The organism is Serratia sp. CY27727 (assembly GCF_052169275.1).
GTDB classification, from domain to species: domain Bacteria; phylum Pseudomonadota; class Gammaproteobacteria; order Enterobacterales; family Enterobacteriaceae; genus Serratia; species Serratia sarumanii.
Window position 1 is genome coordinate 544,441 of record NZ_JBJNLB010000001.1, and the last position, 25,542, is coordinate 569,982.

Below are 25,542 nucleotides of genomic sequence, written 5' to 3' on the forward strand. Positions count from 1 at the left end.
ACCGGCTCATGGCCGGTTTTTTCATGCTCAGGCGGTGGCGAACGGCGTGTGATGGTGATCCGGCTTCTGTTTCCTCAGCAGCATCAGCAGGTAAACCAGCGCCACGGCGGCGATCATCACGAACAGCACGCGGTCGGAATAGTTTTGCATCAGCAACGCCGTCATCGACGGCCCCAGCAGGCTGCCGATGGTGTAACTCATCAACAGCGCCTGGTTCATCGCCACCAACTCGTGCGGCAGCGCCTTCTCGCAGGCCCAGGACATCGCCACCGGATACAGGGTAAAGCCGGCGCAGCCGAGGATGAACAGCGAAGGCGCCATGGCGTAGTTGCCGAGCATCGCCACGCTGGCGAGGATCACCACGAACACCTGAATGCGCAGCACCAGCAGGCGCCCGTAACGATCGGCCAGGCGCCCGACCGGCCATTGGCCGACGATGCCGGAGCTGACCAGCAGCGCCATCCAGTAACCGACGTTGGCGTCGCTCATGCCCTGATGGGAGAGGTACAACGGCATCAGGCCGTATAGCGAACCGAGCACAATGCCGGAAATGATGCAACCGTTGATGCCGAGGCGCGCGCTGCGGCGTCTCAGCATGGTCCATACCGCCGCCTGCTGCGGCTCGTCTTCATGGCGGTTGACCCGCGCGAACAGCATCGGCAGCATGGCGCTGATCACAATGGCGGTCACCCACGGCACCACGTGCAGCAACTCGGTCGAGGTCATGCTCAACAGCAATTGGCCGGTCACCGTACCAAGGTAATAAACGATCATATAGGCCGCCAGCAGCTGGCCGCGGTTGCTCAGGTTGCCGCTGCGCAACAGCGCGCTCTCCACGATCACCCAGATCCAGGCGCAACCGACGCCGGCGAAGAAGCGCCAGCCCAGCCAACTCCAAAAATCGATCGACAGCACCATGCCGGCAGTCGCGGCGGCGAACACCAGACAAGAAAGATGATAGCTGCGGGTAAAACCGACGCGCTGGATCAGTTTGCCCGCCACCAGCGTGCCCAACAGGTTGCCGCTGAAGTAAGAAGAGCTGACCATTCCCACCTGCCAGGTCGACAGCTGAGCATGGGTTAACCAAAGGGGCACTAACGTATTCAAAACGGCAATGGATACCGTGAGCAGCAAAAGGCCGCAGAGCAATAAGAGCACTGGGCGGGAGTATGCGGACATAGTGAAATTGTGACCGAACGCGCAATGAGAGTGCGCGCATCATGCCACTGGCGATAAAAAAGTCAATCGCCTCTTATCATTGCACCGCACGATTTGTTTCCGGCTAACCGGCTGAAAAAGCGCTATGCTCAGCGCAGAGCGAATTTGACGATGGAGAGGCAAGATGAGTCAGGCAAATGATGCGGCGGTAGAGGCCCTGCTGGCGGACATCGGCAGCACGCAAGGTGACCTGCTGGCCATTGTGCAGCAGGTGCGGCGAATCGCTGCGGCGAGCGGCAACGGCGTCACCGAATCGGTCAAATACGGCGGCATCATGTTCTCGCATAGCCAATTTTTCTGCGGCGTTTTCGCCTATCGCCACCACGTCACGGTGGAGTTCGGCCACGGCTACCGATTGGAAGATCGTTATCACCAGCTCGAAGGCAGCGGCCAGTATCGGCGACACATCAAGCTCCACTCGCCTGCCGAGGTGAAGAGCAAGCATCTGGCGGACTACCTTCAACAGGCTTATACGCTGGCGACAGACTGAATTCTCGACATAAAAAAGCGCCCGCAGGCGCTTTTTTCGTGGTTTGCCGTTTAGCCGATATATTCCAGGCCGCCCATATAAGGACGCAGCACTTCAGGCACCTGAATACGGCCGTCGGCCTGCTGGTAGTTTTCCAGCACCGCCACCAGCGTACGGCCAACCGCCAGGCCGGAGCCGTTCAGGGTGTGAACCAGACGCGGTTTCTTGTCGGCTTTGCTGCGGCAGCGCGCCTGCATGCGACGCGCCTGGAAGTCCCACATGTTGGAACAGGACGAGATCTCGCGGTAGGTATCCTGCGCCGGCAGCCACACTTCCAGATCGTAGGTTTTGCACGCGCCGAAGCCCATGTCGCCGGTGCACAGCAGCACCTTGCGGTAAGGCAGGTTCAGCAGCTGCAGCACTTTTTCCGCGTGGCCGGTCAGCTCTTCCAGGGCATCCATCGAATCTTCCGGACGAACGATCTGCACCATCTCGACCTTGTCGAACTGGTGCATGCGGATCAAACCGCGGGTGTCGCGGCCGTAAGAACCGGCTTCCGCGCGGAAGCATGGCGTGTGTGCGGTCATTTTCAGCGGCAGAGTTTCCTCTTCCACGATCTCGTCGCGCACCAGGTTGGTCAGCGGCACTTCCGCCGTTGGGATCAGCGCGTAGTTGCTGCTGTCGGCTTCTTCTTCCAGCGGACGGGTATGGAACAGGTCTTCGCCGAACTTCGGCAGCTGGCCGGTACCGTACAGCGTGGCGTGGTTAACCAGGTAAGGCACGTAGGCCTCCAGGTAGCCGTGCTGCTCGGTGTGCAGATCCAGCATGAACTGGGACAGCGCGCGGTGCATGCGGGCGATTTGCCCTTTCATCACCACGAAGCGCGAACCGGTCAGCTTAACCGCGGCGGCAAAATCCAGCCCGCCGGCCATTTCGCCCAGATCGACGTGATCGCGCACCGCGAAGTCGTACTGGCGCGGTTCGCCCCAGCGGGCAACTTCCAGGTTTTCGCTGTCGTCTTTACCATCCGGCACGGCGTCGTCCGGCAGGTTAGGCAGCGTCAGGGCGTAATCGCGGATCTCGCTCTGCAACGCATCCAGCGCCGCCTTGGCGGCATCCAGCTTGTCACCCAGCTCGTTCACTTCGCGACGCAGCGGCTCGATGTCTTCCCCACGCGCTTTGGCCGCGCCGATGGATTTCGATCGGGAGTTGCGTTCCGCTTGCAGCGTTTCAGTTTCTACCTGCAGAACTTTGCGGCGTTCTTCCTGCGAACGCAGCAGATCCAGATCGAGTTTAAAGCCTCGGCGAGCCAGTTTGACGGCGACTGCGTCTAGCTCATTACGCAGCAGATTGGGATCGAGCATGCTAATCCTGTGCTTGTTGTTATTGAAAGAAGTGTTGTTGTTCTATGCGGCTGATTTATAGCCGCATAAAAGAAGAGTGATACCCGCTAACCTTACCGCAACGGCCTCGCTAGCGGTAGCGTTTTGTCGGGCTATTTTGATCCTGCTCAGCCAGCCATGCCAACTTTTCGCCGATTTTCCCTTCCAGCCCGCGCGAGGTCGGTTGATAGTAGCGCGTATGGGCCATTTCGGGCGGGAAATAGTTCTCGCCGGCGGCGTAGGCGTTGGGTTCGTCGTGGGCGTAGCGGTACTCCGCCCCCAGCCCCATTTCCTTCATCAGCTTGGTCGGCGCGTTGCGCAGGTGCTCCGGCACGTCATAATCGGCCTGCTCTTTGGCGTCGCGCATGGCGGCCTTGAACGCGGTGTAGACCGCATTGCTCTTCGGCGCGCAGGCCAGGTAGACGATCGCCTGCGCGATGGCGCGCTCGCCCTCCGCCGGCCCCACGCGGGTGAAGCAATCCCAGGCGGCGATCGCCACCTGCATGCCGCGCGGATCGGCGTTGCCCACGTCTTCAGAGGCAATCGCCAACAGACGGCGCGCCACGTAGAGCGGATCGCCGCCGGCGGTAATGATGCGCGCATACCAATACAGCGCGGCGTCCGGCGCCGAGCCGCGCACCGATTTATGCAGCGCGGAAATCAGATCGTAATAACGGTCGCCCTTATTGTCGAAGCGCGCGCTGCGCTCGCCCGACACTTCTTTCAGCAGCTCCGGCGTCAGCACCCGCACGCCTTTGGCGTCCAACTCCGCCATGTCCGCCATCATTTCCAGGCTGTTCAGCGCCCGGCGTGCGTCGCCGCCCACCAGCTCCGACAGCAGGCGGCGCGTTTCCGCCGGCAGCTCGATATTCTGGCCGCCAAAGCCGCGCGCCTTGTCGCCCATCGCCTGATCCAGCACCTGGCCGATATCTTCGGCGGTCAGCGCCTTCAGCAGGTAAACGCGGGCGCGGGACAACAGCGCCGAGTTCAGTTCGAACGACGGGTTTTCGGTGGTGGCGCCGATAAAGGTGATGGTGCCGTCTTCGATGTGCGGCAGGAAAGCGTCCTGCTGGCTCTTATTGAAGCGGTGCACTTCGTCGACGAACAGGATGGTGCGGCGGCCGGCGTCGCGATTTTGCCGCGCCCGCTCGATTGCCTCGCGGATTTCCTTGATACCGGAGGTCACGGCGGAGATCCGTTCGACATCCGCCTGGCCGTAACGGCCGATCAGTTCTGCCAGCGTCGTCTTCCCGGTGCCCGGCGGCCCCCATAAAATCATCGAGTGCAGTTGCCCGGCCTCAATGGCGCGCGGCAGCGGCTTGCCGGCGGCCAGCAGGTGCTGCTGGCCGATATACTGCGCCAGCGTGGTCGGCCGCATACGCGCGGCCAACGGCTGGAACTCGTTCTGGGAAAAATCGAGCGACAGATTATTACTCACTTGCACCTCACTGGCGCTGGTCGTCCAGCGTCACCCCCTTCGGCGGGGTAAATTTGAATTTGGCCGGATCGGCGGCGACGTTCTGCTGGCTTTTCAGCGTGTAGGAACTGCGCTGGCCGTCCTGCTCCACCGCGGCGAAGCTGCGGATGGTGCCGCTGTTGGTCACGCTGATGGCGAACTGCTTCAGGTTGCCGCTGGCGGACTTCGGCGTCAGCTCGAAATCATCGCCCTTTTGCTTCACGTTGTACTGTTTCCAGTCGCTGGCATTATTGCGGGTGATCAGCATAAACGGCGTATTGCCGGTGGCGTTCTTCAGCCAGGTCGCCGTCACCTGCTCGACGAACGGGTTATAGAACCACAGGGTTTGGCCATCGGAGACCAGCACGCTCTCATCGGGTGACGTCATGTGCCAGTTGAACAGGTTCGGCCGCTTCACCCACAGCTCGCCTTCCCCCTGTTGCACCGCGGCACCGTCGGCGCTGGTCACGGTTTGCGAGAAGCTGGCGTGGAAACTGTTCACCTTCGCCAGGCGACTTTGCAGATCCTGTGCGGCGTCGGCCAGCACGGAGGTAGAAGCGAATCCCGAAAGCAGACAGCAGGCAACTAACAGTTTTTTCATTATTCCAGATACCTTATGAAATGCGTTAACCGCAGGGCGACGCCGTGCGGGTCAAATCAACCCTTTACCCCGTTACTTTACCCGAAGCCGGCGATCGGCCGGTAGGCCAATGTTCCGAGAAGAAACGGGTTTACGCTTCTTTGCACAAGGGCCGCTTAAGCGGCCCTTTCTTATTGAATTGCAATGGCTAAACGACCATCAATCGTGCCGCGGCGGCGCCAGCACCTCGCGGTTGCCGTTGTGCCCCTGCTCGCTGACGATGCCCTGCGCTTCCATCTGTTCGATGATGCGCGCCGCGCGGTTATAGCCGATACGGAACTGGCGCTGCACGCCGGAGATGGAGGCGCGGCGTTTATCCACCACGAAATCCACCGCCTGGTCAAACAGCGGATCCAGCTCTTCGTCGCCGTCCATACCGCCGCCGGCACCGCCCTCGCCGTCTTCGCCGCCGCTGAGAATGCCCTCTTTATATTGGGGCCGCTCGCGCGCTTTCCAATCCTTGACCACCGCGTGCACTTCCTGATCGCGCACGAATGCGCCATGCACGCGCACCGGAATCGAGGAGTTCGGCGCCAGATAGAGCATGTCGCCCATACCCAGCAAGGACTCGGCGCCCCCCTGATCGAGGATGGTGCGGGAGTCGATCTTGCTCGACACGGTAAAGGCGATACGCGTCGGGATGTTGGCCTTGATAAGACCCGTGATCACATCCACCGACGGACGCTGGGTCGCCAGCACCAGATGGATACCCGCCGCACGCGCTTTCTGCGCCAGGCGAGCGATCAACTCTTCGACCTTCTTGCCGACCGTCATGATCAGATCGGCGAATTCGTCGACCATCACCACGATGTACGGCTCTTTCTCCAACACCGGCGGCGTGATGTCCATGCTGTCGGTCGGCTTCCAGAACGGATCCGGGATCGGACGCCCCATCGCTTCGGCCTGATCGACGCGCTCGTTGTAGCCGGCCAGGTTACGCACACCCAGGGCAGACATCAGCTTGTAGCGGCGTTCCATTTCCCCCACGCACCAACGCAGCGCGTTGGCGGCGTCTTTCATGTCGGTGACCACATCGGTCAACAGGTGAGGAATGCCTTCGTAAACCGACAGCTCCAGCATTTTCGGGTCGATCATGATAAAGCGCACTTCTTTCGGCGTGGCTTTATACAGGATGCTCAGGATCATGGCGTTGACCCCGACCGACTTACCGGAACCGGTGGTACCGGCAACCAGCAAGTGCGGCATTTTGCCCAGATCGGCCACCACCGGCTCGCCGGAGATGTCCTTACCCAATACGATGGACAGCGGCGACGGGTTGTCACGGAAGGCCGGGCAATCCAGCACTTCGCGCAGATACACCGTTTGCCGCTTGGCGTTCGGCAGCTCCAGACCGACGTAAGGCTTGCCAGGGATCACTTCTACCACGCGCACCGCCGACGTCGACAGCGAGCGCGCCAGATCGCGTGACAGGTTGGAAATGCGCGCCGCTTTAACGCCCGGCGCCAGATCCAGCTCGAAGCGGGTGATGACCGGCCCCGGCAGGATGTCCACCACGTCGGCTTTCACGCGGTAATCGGCCAGACTGGCCTCCACCAGACGCGCCTTCTGTTCCAGCGCGAAGGAGTCGACCGGTTCTACCTCTTTCGGGGCCTCGGTCAGCAGATCCAGCGTCGGCAGCGGCGTGGTCGGCTTCTGCAGCGGCTGATCGTTGCGCATCAGGAACGGGTGAATCAAGCTGTCCATCGCCGGATGCTGCTCGGCCTGAGTTTGCTGAGGCTGCTGCTGCACCGGTTGCTGTGGCTGCTGATATGGCTGCGACGGCTGTTGATACTGCTGTTGCTGCGGCTGCTGGTATTGCTGAGGCTGCGAGTGCGGTTGCTGAGGTTGGGCAACCGGCGCCGCAGGCTCAAACTGGCCGAACGGCACGTCGTCCTGTTGCTCGCTTTGCTGTTCAATGCGCTCTTCAAGCTGCGGAGACAGCGTGAACATCGGCTCGCTCGGGCCATCATCCACCAGATCCGCCATCGGCGAGAAGCTGAAAGCATTGCGGGTATCGACCGGGCTGGCGGCCGGCGCTTGCGGAGCAGCCGCTTGCTGGCCGTAGCGCGCCTGCTGCTGCTCGGCGAACGCCTGGCGCAGCGCGGCCTCTTGCAGCGCCTCTTCGTCGTCCTGTTGATAGCCTTCGCCGTAGCGTTGGTTCTGCTGCTCGGCAAACGCCTTGCTCAGCTCGGCTTCCTGCAGGGCGCTCTCGTCATCTTGTTGCTCCGGCGCGTAGCTTTCGCCGTAGCGTTGGCTTTGCTGCTCGGCAAACGCCTGACGCAGCGCGGCTTCCTGCAGCGCCTCTTCTTCCTGCGGGCTCACCGCCGTCGGCTGCTGAGGATCCGCCTGGCGCTGTTCCTGCTCGGCCGCACGCTGCGAAGGCAGCTTGATGCCGTAAGAAGCCAGCTCGCGACGGGTCGGGATGCGCACCGGGTTCGGCCGCGGCAGCTCAGGGCCGATGCCCTGCTTAACCTGCGGATTGCCGTCGCTGGTGGCCGTGAAGGCCGGCATAAAGGTCGCCGCTGCGGCGCCCGCAGCGGCAGCGGCTGCCGTATCCAGCTGTGGTTTGGCGCCGGTAGCGCTGAAACCACCCGCTCCGCTGACGTCGGCGCTGTTGCGCTGCGCGGCGGTAAAATCAAAGGGAGAGCGCGCCGGCGGCTGGGGCGCAGCCGGCTCTTGCCAATTGCCGAGACGCGGCTCATCGTCATCCTGATAAGGATCGACAGGACGCGTCGCCTTAGGTGCAGGCGTTTCTTCCGGAATTTCGAAGGAGTATAGCGGCGGCGTGGCGTCTTGCGCCGGGGCGCTCACCGGGTGCTGATTGACCGAAGCTGGCGCGGCCGGCGCCACCGTTACCGACGGCGCCTGAGCGGCGATCGGCGCTGCAACGGGCTCGTGGATCTCTGCCTTCACCGCCGGTGCAGGCGAAGCCGCCGGCGCGATTGGCGCGGCGTCGGCTTCAACCTCACCATCGTCGGCTCGCAGGCCACTGAGCAACGGATCGGCGGCGTCTTCCGCCGCCTCTTTGGCGCTTTCGGTGACCGAAGGCGCGGAGAACAACACGTCGTCATCGGCGGCCGCGGCTCCGGCGGCGGCAACCGCTGCGGCGGCGCCCTTCCCTGCCTGCTCAGGCTCGTCGTCAACGTAACGCTCGTCATCCTCGAAATAACGCGCTTCGCGACGCGAACGGTTGGTCATGAAGGTCGCGACGCCCAGCACCGCCCCGCCGATCTTCTCGGCGATCACCAGCCAGGACCAGCCGGTAAACAGCGTCAGCCCCGCCGCCCACACGCACAGCAGCGCCAGCGTGGCGCCGATGCCGTTGAACCATGGCAACATGGCGTTGCTCAGCAGGCTGCCGATCACGCCGCCGGAAGCGAAGTAATAGAGATCGTCAACGTTCAGCGCCGCCAGCCCACAGGAGGTGAGCACTAACGCCAGGGTGCCGATCAGGCGCAGGGAGAGCGCGAAATAGTCGACGTAGTCTCTGTTGGCCCGTTGGCGATAGGCCGCCCAGCACAGAACCAGCATGATCGGCGGTATCGCGTAGGCGAGCACCCCGAAGGTGAAGAACAGCGTGTCGGCCAACCAGGCCCCAACACCGCCGCCCAAGTTGTGAATCGGCTCATGCCACGCGGTCTGCGACCAGCTTGGGTCAGACGGGTTGAAACTGACCAGCGCAGCCATGAGGTAAACGGCAAAAATCGCTACCACGATAAGCACAGCCTCCAGCAAACGCCGGCCACTGCTGAGTCTTTTCAGGGTAACTTCTTTATCTTCTGTATATTCCTGGCTCAAGAAAGGCTCTCCAGGTTCCTGTTAGCTGACATAGCAACAGCGCCGAGAAGCTTCCCCGGCGCCGAAACTGTATGAATAAACAGGAGTGTAACCAATTTAATCAGGTTTTGCACCTGCACCTTACCGTGTTTTGATAACCAGACGGTTACTCTGTTTCACTTCTTCCATCACTACGTAGGTACGGGTGTCGTTGACCCCCGGCAAACGCAGCAAGGTTTCGCCCAGCAGTTTACGGTAAGCCGACATGTCCGGTACGCGGGTTTTCAACAGGTAGTCGAAATCACCGGAAACCAGATGACACTCCTGAATCTCTTCAAGCTTCTGCACTGCCGAGTTGAATTGCTCAAACACATCCGGCGCGCCGCGGTTCAGCGTGATCTCCACGAAAACCAGCAGGGACGCATCCAGATAATGCGGGTTAAGCAATGCGGTATAGCCATGAATGAAACCCTGGCGCTCGAGACGGCGCACGCGTTCCAAACATGGTGTCGGGGATAACCCCACGCGCTTCGAAAGCTCGACGTTCGAAATACGCCCATCCTTCTGCAGCTCATTCAGGATGTTGCGGTCGATACGGTCAAGATCTTTACCCGGGCGTTTCTTGTTGTCTGCCATTATTATTGTCTCTCTTATTTTCTTCCGTGCACTTGCCACACCCTAGCCAACGTCAATGTGTAAGGGTTCGTTCCAAGCGAAGACCCGATGCCTGTCATATGCTTCTTCACTACCATCATTCCACGCCGCGCAGCCTGTCTGTCCAACCCCGCGCGGCGCCGGTAACGACGTTAAGGTCGAGAAAAAATCAGCAAACGCTTGCGCGCCCTGCTCCGCACATCCACCGCGCATTGCCGCCTCGCGGCGCAAATACGTACGATTTGCTGGTGTTACGGGGATAATTTCTTCTTCCTATGATGTTTTCGCAAATGCGCAGCGGATTGTCAAAGTAAAAGAAGCAAAATCAGAACAACGTACCGTCACGAAAAGTCTGCATCCCATTTTTAGTTATGAATCGCTGGCAGATAAACCCCGGCAGGGAGCGGCCTAAGTCGCAGAATGCGCCGTTTTTGCGCGCTTGGCGATTCAGCGGCCTAATGCGGCTTTGATAAGGTAAATTTCTGCGTTCGGCGTACGATTTGCCGACAGCGGGTGCATTAATAGGCGACAACTATCATACAAATCGTTAACAACGTCGCCCGGCGCTTTTTTTACTGCGTCATTTTCCCTACAATCGGCTTCATTGTCCGCCATTGTGGAATAAAGAGGTTATTCATGGGCACGGCTAAACATAGCAAATTACTGATTCTGGGCTCCGGCCCGGCCGGTTACACTGCCGCCGTTTACGCGGCGCGCGCCAACCTGAGCCCGGTGCTGATCACCGGTATGGAACAAGGCGGCCAGCTGACCACCACCACTGAAGTGGAAAACTGGCCGGGCGACGCCGAAGGCCTGACCGGTCCGGCGCTGATGGAGCGCATGCGCGAGCATGCGGAGAAGTTCCAGACCGAAATCGTCTTCGATCACATCAACAGCGTCGATCTGCAGCAGCGTCCGTTCCGCCTGTTCGGCGACAGCGGCGAATACAGCTGCGACGCGCTGATCATCGCGACCGGCGCCTCCGCCCGCTATCTTGGCCTGCCTTCCGAAGAGGCCTTCAAGGGCAAAGGCGTTTCCGCCTGTGCGACCTGCGACGGCTTCTTCTACCGCAACCAGAAAGTCGCAGTGGTCGGCGGCGGCAACACCGCCGTTGAAGAAGCGCTGTACCTGTCCAACATCGCCGCCGAGGTTCACCTGATCCACCGCCGCGACAGCTTCCGCTCGGAGAAGATCCTGATCGACCGGCTGATGGAAAAAGTGAAAAGCGGCAACATCGTGCTGCACACCGACCATACGCTGGACGAAGTGCTGGGCGATGAAATGGGCGTGACCGGCGTGCGTATCCGCAGCACCAAAGCGGAAAACGAAACCCGTGAACTGGAACTGGCCGGCGTGTTCATCGCCATCGGCCACAGCCCGAACACCGGCATCTTCGGCGGCCAGCTGGAGCTGGAAAACGGCTACATCAAAGTGCAGTCCGGCATTCACGGCAATGCGACCCAAACCACCATCCCCGGCGTGTTCGCCGCGGGCGACGTGATGGATCACATCTACCGCCAGGCGATCACCTCCGCCGGCACCGGCTGTATGGCGGCGCTGGACGCGGAGCGTTACCTGGACGGCATCGCCGGCGCAGAAGTCTGCTAAAACGTTCTCTTCATCAGCAAAAAGCGGCTCTCGAGCCGCTTTTTTTGTTTCCCCCCTCCGCACTCCCCTTCTCGCGTCTGTTATAGCCACATTTGGCCGCTTTATTATTTTCAGTCTGCCGGGTGACGAGGTAACATGGGGCCTCGCTTGTTTGCCGCCGATTGCGCCAAACACTATTATTTAACAGTACGTTAACCCAGCCCGTAACAAACGGGCGCCGGCGACGCAGACGCATATCTGATGAAAAAAACCAGACAGCAACAGTTAACCCGTTGGCTTAAAACCCAGAGTTCGTTAGCGCAGCGTTGGTTGCGCCTTTCCATGTTGTTGGGGCTGTTCAGCGGCCTGCTGATCGTGGCGCAGGCGTGGCTGTTGGCCAGCCTGCTGCACGCCCTGATCATCGAGCATACCCCTCGCGAACAGCTGATCCCTTCGTTTATCTGGCTGGCCGCCGCGTTCGCGCTGCGGGCGCTGTTGAGCTGGCTGCGGGAACGGGTCGGTTTCCGGTGTGGCCAGGTGATCCGCCAGCGCATGCGCCAACAGGTGCTGGATAAGCTGCAGCAACTCGGGCCAGCCTGGATCCAGGGCAAACCGGCGGGCAGCTGGGCCAGCATCATCGTCGAGCAGATCGAGGATATGCAGGACTATTACTCGCGCTATCTGCCGCAGATGTATCTGGCGGTCTTCATCCCGCTGCTGATCCTGATCGCCGTCTTCCCGATCAATTGGGCCGCAGGCATCATTCTGCTGGCGACCGCGCCGCTGATCCCGCTGTTCATGGTGCTGGTCGGCATGGGGGCCGCCGACGCCAACCGCCGCAACTTCGTGGCGCTGGCGCGATTGAGCGGCAACTTCCTCGACCGCCTGCGCGGCCTGGACACCCTGCGGCTGTTTGACCGCGCGCAGGCCGAAACCGCGCAGATCGCCAAATCTTCCGAAGACTTCCGCAGCCGCACCATGGAAGTGCTGCGCATGGCCTTCCTCTCTTCCGGCGTGCTGGAGTTTTTCGCTTCGATCTCCATCGCCGTGGTGGCGGTGTACTTCGGCTTTTCCTACCTCGGCGAACTCAACTTCGGCAGCTACGGCCTCGGCGTAACGCTGTTTTCCGGTTTTCTGGTGCTGATTCTGGCGCCGGAGTTTTTCCAACCGCTGCGCGATCTCGGCACCTTCTACCATGCCAAGGCGCAGGCGGTCGGCGCGGCGGAAGCGCTGGAAACCTTCCTCAGCGCCGAAGGCGAGCAGATGGGCAACGGCACGCGGCAACTGGCCGCCGATCAACCGCTGACGCTGCAGGCTAACGCGTTGGAAATCCTGTCGCCGAACGGCGTGCTGTTGGCCGGGCCACTGAGTTTCACCCTGCAACCGCAGCAGCGCGTGGCGCTGGTTGGGCTGAGCGGCGCCGGCAAAAGTTCACTGCTCAATCTGCTGCTCGGCTTCCTGCCCTATCGCGGATCGCTGACCGTCAACGGCGTCGAGCTGCGTGACCTGTCCGCAGAAAACTGGCGCCAGCAGCTGAGCTGGGTCGGCCAGAACCCGCATCTGCCGGCGCAAACCCTGCGCGCCAATATCCTGCTGGGCTGCCCGCAGGCCGACGAAGCGCAGCTGCAGCAGGCGGTGGAACACGCCTACGTCAGCGAACTGCTCCCTTATCTGCCGCAGGGGCTCGACACCGAAGTGGGCGACAACGCCGCCCGCCTGTCGGTCGGCCAGGCGCAGCGCGTGGCGGTCGCCCGGGCGCTGATCGGCCCGCGCCGCCTGCTGCTGCTGGATGAACCGGCCGCCAGCCTCGATGCCCACAGCGAGCAGCGGGTGATGCAGGCGTTGAACGCCGCTTCGCATCAGCAAACCACCCTGCTGGTGACGCACCAGTTGGAAGACACCGAAGACTACGATCAGATTTGGGTGATGGATAACGGGCGCATCGTGCAACAGGGCGATTACGCCACCCTCAGCGCCCAGCCGGGCCTGTTCGCCACTCTGATCGCCCATCGCCGCGGGGAGCTTTAATCATGCGCGTTTTGCTGCCGTTTTTGGCGTTGTACCGCCGCCATAGCCTGCTGATTAGCCTCGGCATCCTCTTGGCGATCGTCACTCTGCTGGCCAGCATCGGCCTGCTGGCGCTCTCCGGCTGGTTCCTGGCCGCCTCGTCGCTGGCCGGATTGGCGGGCCTGCTGACCTTTAACTACATGCTGCCGGCCGCCGGCGTGCGCGGCGCGGCAATCTTCCGCACCGCCGGGCGCTACGCTGAGCGAGTCGTCAGCCACGACGCCACCTTCCGCGTGCTGTCGCATCTGCGGGTGTTCACCTTCAGCAAGATCCTGCCGCTGACGCCGGGCGGCATCGCCCGTTTCCGCCAGGCCGAGCTGCTCAACCGCCTGGTGGCGGACGTGGACACGCTGGATCACCTTTATCTGCGGGTGATCTCGCCGCTGATCAGCGCAGCGGTGGTGATCCTGGTGGTCACCTACGGCCTGAGCTGGCTGGATCCTGCACTCGCCCTGACGCTGGGCGGCATCCTGTTGCTGTTGTTGCTGCTGGTGCCGCCGGTGTTTTATCGCGCCGGCAAGCCGATCGGCGGCCAGCTTACCGCCCTGCGCGGCCAATACCGCACCGACCTGACCGCCTGGCTGCAGGGGCAGGCGGAATTGGTGGTGTTCGGCGCCGTCAACGACTTCCGCCAGACGCTGAACGCCACCGAACAGCGGTGGCAACGCCGCCAGTGGCAGCAGGCCTCGCTGAGCGGCATGGCGCAGGCGCTGATGATCCTCGCCAGCGGGCTGACGGTAACGCTGCTGCTGTGGCTAACCGCCGCCGGCATCGGCGGCGATACCCAGCCCGGCGCGCTGATCGCGCTGTTTGTCTTCGCCGCGCTGGCGTCGTTCGAAGCGCTGATGCCGGTCGCCGGCGCCTTCCAGCACCTCGGCCAGGTCATTGCCTCCGCCACGCGGGTCAAGCAGATCATCGATCGTCAACCGGAGGTCACCTTCCCGGCCGCCGGCTCGGCCGCCGCCGATCGGGCTCAGCTTAGCCTGCAGCAGCTGAGCTTCACCTACCCCGACCAACCGCAGCCGGTGCTGCGCGACGTCACGCTCGAGGTCGCGGCCGGCGAACACATCGCTTTGCTCGGCCGCACCGGCTGCGGCAAGTCCACCCTGCTGCAGCTGCTGACCCGCGCCTGGCGCACCGACGGCGGAAAAATTCTGCTCAACGGCGAACCGCTGGAGGATTATGATGAAGCCACGCTGCGTCGGATGACCACGGTCGTCAGCCAGCGGGTGCATATCTTCAGCGATACGCTGCGGGAAAACCTGCGGCTGGCCGCGCCGGATGCCGACGACGCTCGCCTGAGCGAGGTGCTGCGGCAGGTGGGGCTGGATAAATTGCTGGACAGCGACGGCGGGCTGAACGCCTGGCTGGGCGAAGGCGGCCGGCAGCTGTCCGGCGGCGAACAGCGCCGCCTGGGCATCGCCCGCGCGCTGCTGCACCCGGCCCCGCTGCTGCTGCTCGACGAACCGACCGAAGGGCTGGACGCCGAAACCGAGCAGCAGATCCTGGCGCTGCTGCGCCGGCATTGTCAGGGTAAGACGCTGATCCTGGTGACGCACCGTCTGTACGGCCTGGAGCATCTCGACCGCATTTGCGTAATGGACGACGGCCGGATTGTCGAACAGGGCGATCACGCCACCCTGATGCGCCGGCAGGGCCGCTATGCCCGCTTTCGCAACCGTATCAGCAACCTGGCGCCGTAATCGGCCCGTAGAGGACGCAGAGCCCCCGTATGCGCATCGTGAAGCTTTCCCCACAGTCGCTGGCGTTCCCCTCGCCTGAAAGCGCCCTGCGCGACCCTAACGGCCTGCTGGCTATCGGCGGCGACCTGACGGCGCCGCGGCTGCTGGCGGCCTACGAGCGCGGCATCTTCCCCTGGTATTCGCCGGGGGAAGCCATCCTGTGGTGGTCACCCGATCCGCGTGCGGTGCTGTTCCCGACAGAGTTTCATCTCAACCGCAGCCTGAAACGCTTTTTGCGCCACGATCCGTTTCGCATCACGCTCAATCACGACTTCGCCGCGGTGATCGCCGCCTGCGCCCACCGGCCGGATGAAGGCACCTGGATCGGCCCGGAGGTGCAGCGCGCCTATCAGCATCTGCACCGCCTCGGCTACGCGCACTCGGTAGAGGTATGGCAGGATAATCAACTGGTCGGCGGCATGTATGGCGTGGCGCAGGGCGCGTTGTTCTGCGGCGAATCGATGTTCAGCCGCGTCACCAACGCCTCAAAATGCGCATTGATGGCCTTTTGCCGCCATTTTGCCGCTTATGGCGGGGAATTGATTGACTGCCAGGTGCTGAACGCTCACACTGCCCGCCTTGGCGCGCGTGAAATTCCGCGCCGTCAATTTTTGCAGCAGCTCAGCACCCTTCAACGGCGGCCTTTGGCGCCGGCGTGCTGGGAGCCGCAAGTCATATCCCCACAGCCGGCTGAACCGCCCTCTCCAGTAAACTAATTGGTGGAAACGGTGCAATGTTCACCGACACATCTTTACATAATGGGGGTTTTTCGGCATTATCTTGCCGGTTAAAAACTAAGGTAGTTAGACCTAGAGGATTCGATGGCCAAAGAAGACAATATTGAAATGCAGGGCACCGTTCTTGATACGCTGCCGAACACCATGTTCCGCGTTGAATTGGAAAACGGGCACGTGGTAACCGCACACATCTCCGGTAAAATGCGTAAAAACTATATCCGCATCCTGACGGGCGACAAAGTCACTGTAGAGCTGACCCCGTACGACCTGAGCAAAGGCCGCATTGTCTTCCGTAGCCGTTAATCGGCTCACCGCGCGCCACACGTTGGCGGCATCGAGGATGTAATCCCTCGGGAGCCCTTTCCGTTTACCCCCGCAGCGACGTTACACAACGGGTTGCAGGTGCGCAGGTAAACTGAGAGGGCTCACTCGTTTCTGTTGTACGGTGAATCTCACCCATAAAAAAAGCGATGCCGAAGCATCGCTTTTTCTTTGCCTGAAGGCGGCCTTAGTGCACCGCGCCCTCGTCCGCCTTGCGCTTGGCGGCGCTGAGGAAGTGGTAGGTCAGCTGTTTCTTGTCCTTGTCCAGCTCGACCTTCACGGAGCCGCCGTCCACCAGCGAGCCGAACAGCAGTTCGTTGGCCAACGGTTTCTTCAGATTTTCCTGCATGACGCGCGCCATCGGACGAGCGCCCATCGCGCGGTCGTAGCCCTTCACCGACAGCCAGTCGCGCGCTTCGTCGCTCACTTCCAGCGAGACGCCCTTCGCATCCAGCTGCGCCTGCAGTTCGACGATAAACTTGTCGACCACCTGCTGGATCACCTCGGTAGACAGATGGTTGAACCAGATGATGTTGTCCAGACGGTTGCGGAACTCCGGCGTAAACACCTTCTTGATCTCTTCCATCGCGTCGGTGCTGTTGTCCTGCTGCACCAGGCCGATCGATTTGCGTTCGGTTTCCCGCACCCCGGCGTTGGTGGTCATCACCAGGATCACGTTGCGGAAGTCCGCCTTGCGGCCGTTGTTGTCGGTCAGCGTGCCGTTGTCCATCACCTGCAGCAGCAGGTTGAACACGTCCGGGTGCGCCTTCTCGATCTCATCGAGCAGCACCACCGCATGCGGATGCTTGATCACCGCATCGGTCAGCAGCCCGCCCTGATCGTAACCGACATAGCCCGGAGGCGCGCCAATCAGACGGCTGACGGTATGCCGCTCCATGTACTCGGACATGTCGAAACGCAGCAGCTCGATATCCATCGCCTTGGCCAACTGTACGGTGACCTCGGTTTTCCCGACCCCGGTCGGCCCGGCGAACAGGAAGGAACCGACCGGCTTGCGCTCGTGGCCCAGGCCGGCGCGGCTCATCTTGATCGCTTCGGTCAGCGCTTCGATCGCCTGATCCTGGCCGAACACCAGCATCTTCAGGCGATCGCCCAGGTTTCTCAGCACGTCGCGATCGCTGGCCGACACGGTTTTCTCCGGGATGCGAGCGATGCGCGCCACCACGGATTCGATATCGGCCACGTTGACGGTTTTCTTGCGCTTGCTGGCCGGCATCAACCGGCTGCGGGCGCCCGCCTCGTCGATCACGTCGATCGCCTTGTCCGGCAGATGACGATCGTTGATGTATTTCACCGACAGCTCCACCGCGGCGCGGATCGCCTTGGCGGTATAACGCACGTCGTGGTGCGCTTCATACTTGGTCTTCAGGCCGTTGATGATCTGAACGGTCTCTTCCGCCGTCGGCTCGGTGATGTCGATCTTCTGGAAACGGCGCGCCAGGGCACGATCCTTTTCGAAGATGTTGCTGAACTCCTGGTAGGTGGTCGAGCCGATCACCCGGATCTTGCCGCTCGACAGCAGCGGTTTGATCAGGTTGGCGGCATCCACCTGCCCACCGGAAGCCGCGCCGGCGCCGATGATGGTGTGAATTTCATCGATGAACAGAATGCTGTTCTGATCCTGCTCCAGCTGCTTGAGCAGCGCCTTGAAGCGCTTCTCGAAGTCGCCGCGGTATTTGGTGCCGGCCAGCAGTGAACCGATGTCCAGCGAATACAGCGTGCAGTCCGCCATCACTTCCGGCACGTCGCCCTGCACGATACGCCAGGCCAGGCCCTCGGCGATGGCGGTCTTGCCGACGCCGGATTCGCCGACCAGCAGCGGGTTGTTTTTACGACGGCGGCACAGCACCTGAATCGCGCGCTCCAGCTCACGATCGCGGCCGATCAACGGATCGATGCCGCCCACACGGGCCAACTGATTGAGGTTGGTGGTGAAGTTTTCCATACGGTCTTCCCCTCCGGACTGCTCTTCGTTCACCGGGTTTTCCGCATTCGGCGCTTGGCCCGGCTCGTCTTTACGCGTGCCATGTGAAATGAAGTTCACCACGTCGAGACGGCTGACGTCGTGTTTGCGCAGCAGATAGGCCGCCTGCGACTCCTGCTCGCTGAAGATGGCCACCAACACGTTGGCGCCGGACACTTCGCTGCGGCCGGAAGATTGCACATGGAAGACCGCGCGCTGCAGCACGCGCTGGAAGCTGAGCGTCGGCTGAGTGTCGCGCTCTTCTTCGCCGGCGGGCAGCGTCGGTGTGGTTTGTTCGATGAAGGCTTCCAGCTCCTGGCGCAACGCGGCCAGATCCACCGTACATGCCTCAAGCGCTTCTCGCGCGGCAGGGTTGCTCAGCAACGCCAGCAACAGGTGCTCCACGGTCATAAACTCGTGTCTGTGCTCACGCGCCCTGGCGAAAGCCATGTTGAGACTGAGTTCCAGTTCTTGATTGAGCATAAGCACCTCCCCAATAGATTGCCTTATTCAGGCTTTTTCCAGCGTACAAAGCAACGGATGCTCGTTCTCCCTTGCGTACCGGTTCACATGGACGACTTTGGTTTCCGCCACCTCGGCGGTAAAAACACCACAGATCGCCTTGCCTTGATAGTGGACCGTGAGCATCAGTTGCGTTGCGCGTTCAATATCATAAGAAAAGAACTTTTGCAGAACGTCAATCACAAATTCCATCGGTGTGTAATCGTCGTTGTTAAGTATAACTTTATACATAGACGGCGGTTTTACCGCATCGATTTGTTTTTCTTCGGCCAAGTGTTCAAAGTTTAGCCAGTCGTTGTTATTGCCCATCGCTGCTCATCTTCTCTGCTCTGCCCTCAGATATGGGGGCAGGTTTCGGTTATTCAAAGTGGGGATAGTTACTATTTTATCATCTTCGGCATCGTCCCGCCGCACTGTAACGTGCGCAAAAAAACGGGCCAATTGTGACTGAATCGTGGCAATAGCGTTACCTGCTTCAAACTTTGGTGAACTGCTCCCCGCCGACAAAAGCCGATCCCTTGACGCCCCGATCATTTGCTCTAGAGTGTAAATTCGTGGCTGGTGGTCTTTTAACCACCCCTTGTCCACCCTGCTACCCGCCCACGGCGGGTGCGAAATCAGTTATTCATCTCACTTAAAATAGCGTTGCGAGGGATGTAAAAGCATGGAGACGGGTACTGTTAAATGGTTTAACAACGCCAAAGGTTTTGGCTTCATCTGCCCAGCCGGCGGCGGCGAAGATATTTTCGCGCATTATTCCACCATCAAGATGGATGGTTACAGAACGTTGAAGGCGGGCCAGCAGGTCAGCTTCGACGTGCATCAAGGGCCGAAAGGGAACCATGCCAGTCTTATTGTGCCGGTGGAAAGCGAGGCGCTGTCCTAAACGCTTCCGGCAAAGTCGCGCTGCACTGAGCGTGACTGCGATAAAAATGCCAGCCGCCGTGTGACTGGCATTTTTTATGCCTGTTACCTACTCGCGCGCCAGCGCATCGATCGGATTCAGCCGCGCGGCATTGCGCGCCGGCAGATAGCCGAACACCACGCCGATGCCGGTGGAACAGAGGAACGCGCTCAGCAACGCCGCTGGCGGGAAGCTGATCTGCCAGCCCGGCAATACCAGTTGCACCGCCAGGCCGATGGCGAACGACAGCGTAATCCCCAGCGCGCCCCCCACCAGGCAGACCAGAACCGCTTCGATCAGGAACTGCTGCAACACGTCGCCGGAACGGGCGCCCACCGCCATGCGGATGCCGATCTCGCGCGTGCGTTCGGTCACCGACACCAGCATGATATTCATCACGCCGATGCCGCCGACCACCAGCGAAATCACCGCCACCAGCGTCAGGAACAGCTGCAGCGTGCGGGTGGTTTTCTCGGCGGTTTGCACCAGGCTGTCCATGTTATAGGTGAAGAAGTCCTTCTTGCCGTGGCGCAGCGTCAACAGGCGCGACAGCTGCTGTTCCGCTTCCTTGCTGTCGTAGCCGTCGCGGATGCGCACGGTGATCGAGTCGAAATAATTGTTGCCCATCAGCCGGTTGGCCATGGTGCTGTAAGGCACCCACACGTTCAGCGTCTTGCTGCTGCCGAACATCGACTGCTTCTCCCTGGCCACGCCGACCACCGTCGCCGGCATGTTGCCCACCAGGATCACCTCGCCGACCACGTTCTTCTGGTGCGGGAACAGCCGCCGCTGGGTATTGGCGTCGATCACCACCGTCTGCGCCTGCGACTGCACCTGCATCGAGTCGATGCCGACGCCCTGGGTAAAGCTCATGCCGTACACGCGGAAGAACTGTTCGCTGACGCCGTTGACGTTGGCCGCCGCATCGACGTTGCCCAAGCGCAGCCGCATGCTGCTGCTGATGCTCGGCGACAGCGCGCTGATGTACGGCTGTTCGCGCAGCGCATCGAGATCGCCGTATTTCAACGATTGCCGGTAGGTCGGATCGTCGTCGCCGAAGTCCTTGCCGGGGTAGATGTCGACGGTGTTGGTGCCGATGGATTTGATGTCCGCCAACACCATCTGCTTGGCGGCGTCGCCGATCACCAGGATCGACACCACCGAGGCGATGCCGATAATGATGCCGAGCATGGTCAGCGCGGTGCGCATCTTGTTGGCCGCCATCGCGCGCCAGGCCATCACCAGCGCCTCGCGGAAACGGCCGCCCACCTGCCGCCAGGAAGCCGCCGCCGCGGCCAGCGCCAGCGGCTTGGCCTGCGCATTCTCCTGCGGTGCCGGGCACGAATCGGCGATAATCTCGCCGTCGCGGATCTCGATAATCCGCTCCGCCTGGCGCGCTACCGCCGGATCGTGGGTCACCAGGATCACCGTGTGGCCCTGGGCGCACAGCTGTTTGAGGATCGCCATCACCTCTTCGCCGGAGTGGCTGTCGAGCGCGCCGGTCGGTTCATCTGCCAGGATCACCTGCCCGCCGTTCATCAGCGCGCGGGCAATGCTGACGCGCTGCTGCTGGCCGCCGGAAAGCTGGCTCGGCCGGTAGTTGACGCGCTCCCCCAGCCCCAGACGCCGCAACAGCGCCTCCGCCCGCTCACGCCGCGTCGCTTTTCCCAGCCCAGCGTACACCGCCGGCACTTCGACGTTGTGCGCCGCGCTCAGGTGCGGCAGCAGATGATAGCGCTGAAAGATAAAGCCGAAATGCTCGCGCCGCAGCTGCGCCAACGCATCGTCGCTCAGCGTCGCCACATCCTGCCCGGCCACCCGATACACGCCGGCGCTCGGCTTGTCCAGACAGCCGAGAATGTTCATCAGCGTCGATTTACCGGAGCCGGAGGCTCCCATGATCGCCACCATTTCACCGGCGTCGATGCTCAGGCTGATCCCCTTCAACACCTCCACCGTCTGCTCGCCGGAACGGTAGCTGCGGCGGATGCCGCTCAGCTGCAACAGCGCCGCCATCAGCCCGCCTCCACGCCGCCGCGGCTGACGATCACCTCATCGCCCGCCTCGAGGCCGCTGAGGATCTGTACGTCGATGTTGTTGCGCAGGCCGATAGCCACCTCGCGCTTCTCTTCCTTGCCCTGCTTCAGCACCGAGACGTGGTAGCGATTGTCGGCGATCTGATCGCCCAGCGCCGCCAGCGGGATCACCAGCGCCTGCTCGACGCCTGCCAGCTGAATATGCACCTGTGCCGTCATTTGCAAGCGCAGCAGCCTTTCCGGGTTGGGCACTTCGAAACGCGCATAATAGAAGATAGCGTTGTTGACCTTTTCCGGCGTCGGCTGAATGTCTTTCAGCACGCCGTCGAAGCGCCGGGTCGGATCGCCCAACACCGTGAACCAGGCCTTCTGACCCGGCTTGAGGTTAATGACGTCGGCCTCCGACACCTGCGCCTTCACCAGCATGGTGCCGAGATCCGCCAGCGTCAGAATGTTCGGCGCCTGCTGCGCCGCGATCACCGTCTGGCCCTGCAGCGTGGTGATCTGCACCACGTCGCCATCCATCGGCGCCTCGATGCGGGTATAGGCCAGGTTGATCTTGGCGGTATCCAGGCTGGCCTGGTTCCGCGCGATCTGCGCATTGATGGTGCCCACCTGCGCCTTCTTCACCGCCAGCTGCGTCGCCGCCTGATCCAGATCCTGGCGCGACACCGCCTGCAGCTTGGCCAGCGCCTGGTTGCGCTGCAGCGTAACCGCCGCCAGTTGCTGTTCGGCCTGCGCCTGCAGCAGTTGCGCATGCAGTTCACGCAGCGTCGCCTCGCCTTCGCGGATGCTGTTCTGCGCCTGTTGCGGATCGATAACGCCCAGCAACTGGCCTTTCTTCACCTTGTCGCCAATCTCGACATACAGCTTTTCCAACTGCCCGCTGACCTGCGCGCCGACGTCAACCTTGCGCACCGCGTCCAGCTGGCCGGTCGCCAACACGTTCTGCTGCAGATCGCGTTTGCTGGCTTTCACCGTTTTGAAATCGGTTGGCGCCGGATGGCGAAAGTGCCAAACGGCCGCCGCGGCAAGCGCCGCAATAACCGCCAGAACGAGTATCCAGCGGCGTTTATGTCCCGTAAACCCTGTCAAAATTGACCTGCCTGTGCTTGTGAATATCAACCGCCCATTGCGGCGGCGGAGCTAAATTAGCACGCACCGTAGGGAATAACTAAACCTTAGCTCAACACAATGTGGAGACACGCCTGGTTACAGTTCAGCATTGAACTCCCGTTTAGTGAAGCCTTGATGAAATAGCGCCATTCAATACAGCCAAGGATTTCATCATGTCACAGCTCAGCTACCCACTCGCCTCCGCCCGGCCCCTTAACGGCTGGCAACTGATGACGGCGCTGATCAATGGCGAAAAGGCACCGAGCAACGCCTGGAAAAAAACCTCGTTTCGCCTGAAGTTTCTCGGCCGTTCGCTGCTCAACTGGCGCACTACCAGCGGCCTGCTCAGCACCCTGGCCAGCAACCCGCTGCGGGAGGAGATCCTGAGCGCGCAGCCGAACCTGCCGTGCAAACTGCATCGCCCGTACCTGGCGGCCAACATGAGCAAGATCGAATGCCTGTTCGCCCTGCGCGATCATTACGATCTCATCGCGCAGCGCATGCCGCTGAAGATGCGCCTCGGCCACCTCGGCCCGCAGCCTTTCGTGCTGGCCCGCGCGATGGGCAAAAACGAAGCGCCGATCGCGCTGGAACTGGCGGCGATCGACAAGCTGAATAAGGAAGGGGAAGCCACGCTGCTGCTGCGCAACGCCAACGGCGTGATGCTGGCGGAGATCACCTTTGCGCTGATGCATTATCAGCAGCAGCCGACGCTGTTCATCGGCGGCCTGCAGGGCGCAAACCATGAGGTGCCGCACGCCGAGATCCAGCACACCACCAAAGAATGCCACGGCCTGTTCCCCAAACGGCTGGTGCTGGAAGGCATCTGCACGCTGGCGCGGCACCTCGGCATCCGCCAGATCGTGGCGGTCGGCAACGCCACCCATATCTATCAAAACTGGCGTTACCAGAGCAAGAAGAAGGACCAACTGCACGCCGATTACGATCAGTTCTGGCTGTCGATGGGCGCCAAACCGCTCGACAGCGGCTATTTCCTGCTGCCCGAGCGCATCGCCCGCAAGCCGATCGAAGAGATTGTCAGCAAGAAGCGCGCCGAGTATCGCCGCCGCTATCAGCTGCTGGACGAGCTGGAACAGGGATTGGCGGCGCATTTCTGCGCCCGATAACGCCCGGCGGGCCGTCAGTCCGCCCGGCCGCGCGCCAGCCAGATCACCCGTGAGAACATTTTCTTCAGCAGCGGCGGCACCGAGTCCGTGCCCCATTCGCCGGCCTGCATCGCGACCTCGATCGCCAGATCCGGCTTCGACGAGTGGTGGACCGCTTTCAGGATCACCTTGCGCACCGGCATTTGCGCGTTGATCGGCACCGACGCCATCCGGTGATAGACCGGGCCGAACCCTTCGCGGAACATGAAGTGTTCCATATCCGGCGCCGGCAGCGCGGTCAGCCGATCGCGTTCGTTGTCTTCATGATTGTCCAGCAGGCTGCGCACGGTATTGGCGTACTTTTTGCCCGCCTCGTCGCCGTCCACCAGCGCATGCCACTCGATGCCCATGCGGCGGGCGAAGCGCAGCAGCGGCTTCAGGCCGCACTGGGCGAACTCGATGACCCGCACCCCTTCCGCCTCGAAATGGTAGCCGCACTGCCGCGCCAGCTCGTTCAGCAGCCACACTTCGGTCTCGCCCTCCACCAGCAGCCAGCAGCGAGCGAACAGCGACGACGGCCGGTTGAAACGGATGTGAAACGCGATGCGCCGCCCGTCTTCGGCGCTCAGCCCGCGCGGCCCGAGACGGTAGGTCGCGACCCGCCCCGACTCGCGCACCAGCCGGCAGACGTGCTCCACCGGCACCAGCGACACCAGTTCGCTGGAGTTAGTGGTGGTGATGCGCTGCAGCGGCAGCTGATTGAGCAGCCCCCAGGCCACCGACAGCATAATCGGGTGCAGGCGAGTTTCCGGGTCTTCCACCAGCAGCAGCGGCCGTGCATGCGCATCCAGCTTAACGTCGCCCTTGGCCTGCAGCAGGGTGGAAAACATCCCCAGCAGGATCAGGCGCATGCTGCGGCTGTTCGGTTCGGCCACCATGCGGTTGATGCCGTCCAACGCACGCCAGGCATCCTGCTCCGGTTCGCCGCCGCGGCGGCGCGGCCGCGTCACTTGCGAACTTTGCTCAGCGAAGTAGTGCTCCAGCAGTTGCTGCATGGCCGCCAGCCCCTGACGCAGTTCGCCATTGGTCAGCTTCTGCGGATTGCGCACCAGCTCGCGCGTCAGCTGATCCAACTGCTGCGCCAGCGCCTGGGTATCGGGTTTGCGTTCATCGCCGAGGCTGCTGGGGCGCAGGCGACGAATAAAGCGCGCGTCGCGCAGGCGCAATACCGGATGAATGCGGATGATGGCGTGGGCCAGCTGTTCGATATGGTGCAGTTGAAAGGCGTTGCCGTCGGCGTCGAGAAAACCGCGCCAGGTGCACACCGTGCCGTCGTCGGCCAGCTCGCCCTCGCAGCGGTAATGAATGCGGCTCAGGCCATCTTCGCCCTTGACCCACAGCGGCGTCAGGTGGCGATAGCGCGGCAGGTGCGCATGGCCGATGTCTTTTTCGCAGAAGGTGAACACCACCTGCAGGTGGCGCTCTTTGGCCGCCTCTTCTCCGGGCGGGAAATGGAAGTCGTGCGCCTCAAACCGATACAGCTTCTGCTCCGGCGCCAGCAGCAGCGTCAGCGCATCCAGCAGGCTGGATTTACCCCAGGCGTTTTCGCCGAGCAACAGCGTGTTGTCGTCCAGCATCAGGGACAGCCGGTTAATGCCGCGAAAACCTACAATTTCGATACGCTCCAAGAACATCCGCCGCCTCCCGTGCGCGCCGTCGCCTCGTCAATGAGGCAACCTTCACAGAGCATGGTCAAAAAACCCCTTGCAGGTCAAGCGGCCAACGTCAAATCTGCCGCTTTACTCCGGCCGGGCTTTTGGTTAG

Annotated in this window: 19 protein-coding genes; 8 read left to right on the plus strand and 11 right to left on the minus strand. The window is 61.8% G+C overall.

Annotated features, from left to right (window positions below; genetic code table 11):
• Nucleotides 1-27: 27 nt before the first annotated feature.
• The gene (locus tag ACJ8HB_RS02805; RefSeq protein WP_047568344.1) at nucleotides 28-1,179 is read right to left on the minus strand and encodes an MFS transporter; all 1,152 of its coding nucleotides are present in this window, start codon (nucleotides 1,177-1,179) and stop codon (nucleotides 28-30) included.
• 163 nt (nucleotides 1,180-1,342) lie between these two features.
• Here ACJ8HB_RS02805 and ACJ8HB_RS02810 point away from each other — a divergent pair, with 163 nt between their 5' ends.
• A complete protein-coding gene (locus ACJ8HB_RS02810) occupies nucleotides 1,343-1,708 on the plus strand; it encodes a DUF1801 domain-containing protein (protein WP_047568346.1) in 366 nt (121 codons plus the stop codon).
• Between the two features lie 50 nt (nucleotides 1,709-1,758).
• On the opposite strand, the gene serS is transcribed toward ACJ8HB_RS02810, so the two are convergent.
• The 5 genes from serS to lrp all read right to left on the minus strand — a co-directional run bounded on the left by serS (nucleotide 1,759) and on the right by lrp (nucleotide 9,578).
• Nucleotides 1,759-3,051 carry a serine--tRNA ligase gene (gene serS, locus ACJ8HB_RS02815; protein ID WP_033637847.1) on the minus strand — a complete coding sequence of 431 codons (1,293 nt, stop codon included), beginning with the start codon at nucleotides 3,049-3,051 and terminating at the stop codon, nucleotides 1,759-1,761.
• 109 nt (nucleotides 3,052-3,160) lie between these two features.
• Nucleotides 3,161-4,447 (minus strand): replication-associated recombination protein A, encoded by a 1,287-nt coding sequence (locus ACJ8HB_RS02820; RefSeq protein WP_048322053.1) that lies wholly within the window; start codon nucleotides 4,445-4,447, stop codon nucleotides 3,161-3,163.
• A gap of 67 nt (nucleotides 4,448-4,514) precedes the next feature.
• A complete protein-coding gene (gene lolA / locus ACJ8HB_RS02825; RefSeq protein WP_019454555.1) occupies nucleotides 4,515-5,126 on the minus strand; it encodes an outer membrane lipoprotein chaperone LolA in 612 nt (203 codons plus the stop codon).
• Between the two features lie 198 nt (nucleotides 5,127-5,324).
• Nucleotides 5,325-8,963 carry a DNA translocase FtsK 4TM domain-containing protein gene (locus tag ACJ8HB_RS02830; RefSeq protein ID WP_047568349.1) on the minus strand — a complete coding sequence of 1,213 codons (3,639 nt, stop codon included), beginning with the start codon at nucleotides 8,961-8,963 and terminating at the stop codon, nucleotides 5,325-5,327.
• 120 nt (nucleotides 8,964-9,083) lie between these two features.
• The gene (lrp, locus tag ACJ8HB_RS02835; RefSeq protein WP_004928318.1) at nucleotides 9,084-9,578 is read right to left on the minus strand and encodes a leucine-responsive transcriptional regulator Lrp; all 495 of its coding nucleotides are present in this window, start codon (nucleotides 9,576-9,578) and stop codon (nucleotides 9,084-9,086) included.
• 654 nt (nucleotides 9,579-10,232) lie between these two features.
• Here lrp and trxB point away from each other — a divergent pair.
• The 5 genes from trxB to infA all read left to right on the plus strand — a co-directional run bounded on the left by trxB (nucleotide 10,233) and on the right by infA (nucleotide 16,032).
• Nucleotides 10,233-11,204, plus strand: coding sequence for a thioredoxin-disulfide reductase (trxB, locus tag ACJ8HB_RS02840; RefSeq protein WP_033637844.1), 972 nt, complete (start codon nucleotides 10,233-10,235; stop codon nucleotides 11,202-11,204).
• Between the two features lie 240 nt (nucleotides 11,205-11,444).
• Nucleotides 11,445-13,211, plus strand: a complete 1,767-nt coding sequence (gene cydD / locus ACJ8HB_RS02845) for a heme ABC transporter permease/ATP-binding protein CydD (protein ID WP_047568355.1) — start codon at nucleotides 11,445-11,447, stop codon at nucleotides 13,209-13,211.
• A gap of 2 nt (nucleotides 13,212-13,213) precedes the next feature.
• Nucleotides 13,214-14,953: a heme ABC transporter ATP-binding protein/permease CydC gene (cydC, locus tag ACJ8HB_RS02850; RefSeq protein WP_047568357.1), complete on the plus strand. Its 1,740-nt coding sequence runs from the start codon at nucleotides 13,214-13,216 to the stop codon at nucleotides 14,951-14,953.
• Nucleotides 14,954-14,982: 29 nt separating this feature from the next.
• Nucleotides 14,983-15,708, plus strand: coding sequence for a leucyl/phenylalanyl-tRNA--protein transferase (aat, locus tag ACJ8HB_RS02855; protein WP_033637838.1), 726 nt, complete (start codon nucleotides 14,983-14,985; stop codon nucleotides 15,706-15,708).
• Nucleotides 15,709-15,813: 105 nt separating this feature from the next.
• Nucleotides 15,814-16,032, plus strand: coding sequence for a translation initiation factor IF-1 (gene infA, locus ACJ8HB_RS02860; protein ID WP_002211347.1), 219 nt, complete (start codon nucleotides 15,814-15,816; stop codon nucleotides 16,030-16,032).
• 205 nt (nucleotides 16,033-16,237) lie between these two features.
• Here infA and clpA read toward each other — a convergent pair whose 3' ends face one another.
• Nucleotides 16,238-18,517, minus strand: a complete 2,280-nt coding sequence (gene clpA, locus ACJ8HB_RS02865) for an ATP-dependent Clp protease ATP-binding subunit ClpA (protein WP_025302261.1) — start codon at nucleotides 18,515-18,517, stop codon at nucleotides 16,238-16,240.
• Between the two features lie 27 nt (nucleotides 18,518-18,544).
• Complete coding sequence (gene clpS / locus ACJ8HB_RS02870) at nucleotides 18,545-18,865, minus strand: ATP-dependent Clp protease adapter ClpS (RefSeq protein ID WP_004928347.1); 321 nt, start codon at nucleotides 18,863-18,865, stop codon at nucleotides 18,545-18,547.
• A gap of 355 nt (nucleotides 18,866-19,220) precedes the next feature.
• On the opposite strand from clpS, the gene cspD reads away from it, so the two are divergent.
• The gene (gene cspD / locus ACJ8HB_RS02875) at nucleotides 19,221-19,442 is read left to right on the plus strand and encodes a cold shock-like protein CspD (protein ID WP_004928349.1); all 222 of its coding nucleotides are present in this window, start codon (nucleotides 19,221-19,223) and stop codon (nucleotides 19,440-19,442) included.
• An 87-nt stretch (nucleotides 19,443-19,529) separates the two neighbouring features.
• On the opposite strand, the gene macB is transcribed toward cspD, so the two are convergent.
• Nucleotides 19,530-21,476: a macrolide ABC transporter ATP-binding protein/permease MacB gene (gene macB / locus ACJ8HB_RS02880; RefSeq protein WP_047568366.1), complete on the minus strand. Its 1,947-nt coding sequence runs from the start codon at nucleotides 21,474-21,476 to the stop codon at nucleotides 19,530-19,532.
• Nucleotides 21,476-22,591 carry a macrolide transporter subunit MacA gene (gene macA / locus ACJ8HB_RS02885; RefSeq protein ID WP_033637836.1) on the minus strand — a complete coding sequence of 372 codons (1,116 nt, stop codon included), beginning with the start codon at nucleotides 22,589-22,591 and terminating at the stop codon, nucleotides 21,476-21,478. Before macA ends, macB begins: the two co-directional genes overlap by 1 nt.
• A 194-nt stretch (nucleotides 22,592-22,785) precedes the next feature.
• Between macA and ACJ8HB_RS02890 the strand changes: the two genes are divergently transcribed.
• The gene (locus ACJ8HB_RS02890; protein WP_047568369.1) at nucleotides 22,786-23,739 is read left to right on the plus strand and encodes a VirK/YbjX family protein; all 954 of its coding nucleotides are present in this window, start codon (nucleotides 22,786-22,788) and stop codon (nucleotides 23,737-23,739) included.
• Nucleotides 23,740-23,753: 14 nt separating this feature from the next.
• On the opposite strand, the gene ACJ8HB_RS02895 is transcribed toward ACJ8HB_RS02890, so the two are convergent.
• On the minus strand, nucleotides 23,754-25,412 hold the full coding sequence (locus tag ACJ8HB_RS02895) for an ATP-dependent endonuclease (RefSeq protein WP_033637834.1): 1,659 nt from the start codon (nucleotides 25,410-25,412) through the stop codon (nucleotides 23,754-23,756).
• Between the last annotated feature and the right edge of the window lie 130 nt (nucleotides 25,413-25,542).

Coding starts and splice junctions, on each gene's coding strand:
- clpS (WP_004928347.1), bottom strand. CDS start 18,865: ATGGGCAATAACAACGACTGGCTAAACTTTGAACACTTGGCCGAAGAA.
- ACJ8HB_RS02805 (WP_047568344.1), bottom strand. CDS start 1,179: ATGTCCGCATACTCCCGCCCAGTGCTCTTATTGCTCTGCGGCCTTTTG.
- cydD (WP_047568355.1), top strand. CDS start 11,445: ATGAAAAAAACCAGACAGCAACAGTTAACCCGTTGGCTTAAAACCCAG.
- ACJ8HB_RS02890 (WP_047568369.1), top strand. CDS start 22,786: ATGTCACAGCTCAGCTACCCACTCGCCTCCGCCCGGCCCCTTAACGGC.
- aat (WP_033637838.1), top strand. CDS start 14,983: ATGCGCATCGTGAAGCTTTCCCCACAGTCGCTGGCGTTCCCCTCGCCT.
- serS (WP_033637847.1), bottom strand. CDS start 3,051: ATGCTCGATCCCAATCTGCTGCGTAATGAGCTAGACGCAGTCGCCGTC.
- cspD (WP_004928349.1), top strand. CDS start 19,221: ATGGAGACGGGTACTGTTAAATGGTTTAACAACGCCAAAGGTTTTGGC.
- ACJ8HB_RS02895 (WP_033637834.1), bottom strand. CDS start 25,412: ATGTTCTTGGAGCGTATCGAAATTGTAGGTTTTCGCGGCATTAACCGG.
- clpA (WP_025302261.1), bottom strand. CDS start 18,517: ATGCTCAATCAAGAACTGGAACTCAGTCTCAACATGGCTTTCGCCAGG.
- cydC (WP_047568357.1), top strand. CDS start 13,214: ATGCGCGTTTTGCTGCCGTTTTTGGCGTTGTACCGCCGCCATAGCCTG.
- ACJ8HB_RS02810 (WP_047568346.1), top strand. CDS start 1,343: ATGAGTCAGGCAAATGATGCGGCGGTAGAGGCCCTGCTGGCGGACATC.
- ACJ8HB_RS02820 (WP_048322053.1), bottom strand. CDS start 4,447: ATGCGGCCGACCACGCTGGCGCAGTATATCGGCCAGCAGCACCTGCTG.
- trxB (WP_033637844.1), top strand. CDS start 10,233: ATGGGCACGGCTAAACATAGCAAATTACTGATTCTGGGCTCCGGCCCG.
- infA (WP_002211347.1), top strand. CDS start 15,814: ATGGCCAAAGAAGACAATATTGAAATGCAGGGCACCGTTCTTGATACG.
- lrp (WP_004928318.1), bottom strand. CDS start 9,578: ATGGCAGACAACAAGAAACGCCCGGGTAAAGATCTTGACCGTATCGAC.
- macB (WP_047568366.1), bottom strand. CDS start 21,476: ATGGCGGCGCTGTTGCAGCTGAGCGGCATCCGCCGCAGCTACCGTTCC.
- lolA (WP_019454555.1), bottom strand. CDS start 5,126: ATGAAAAAACTGTTAGTTGCCTGCTGTCTGCTTTCGGGATTCGCTTCT.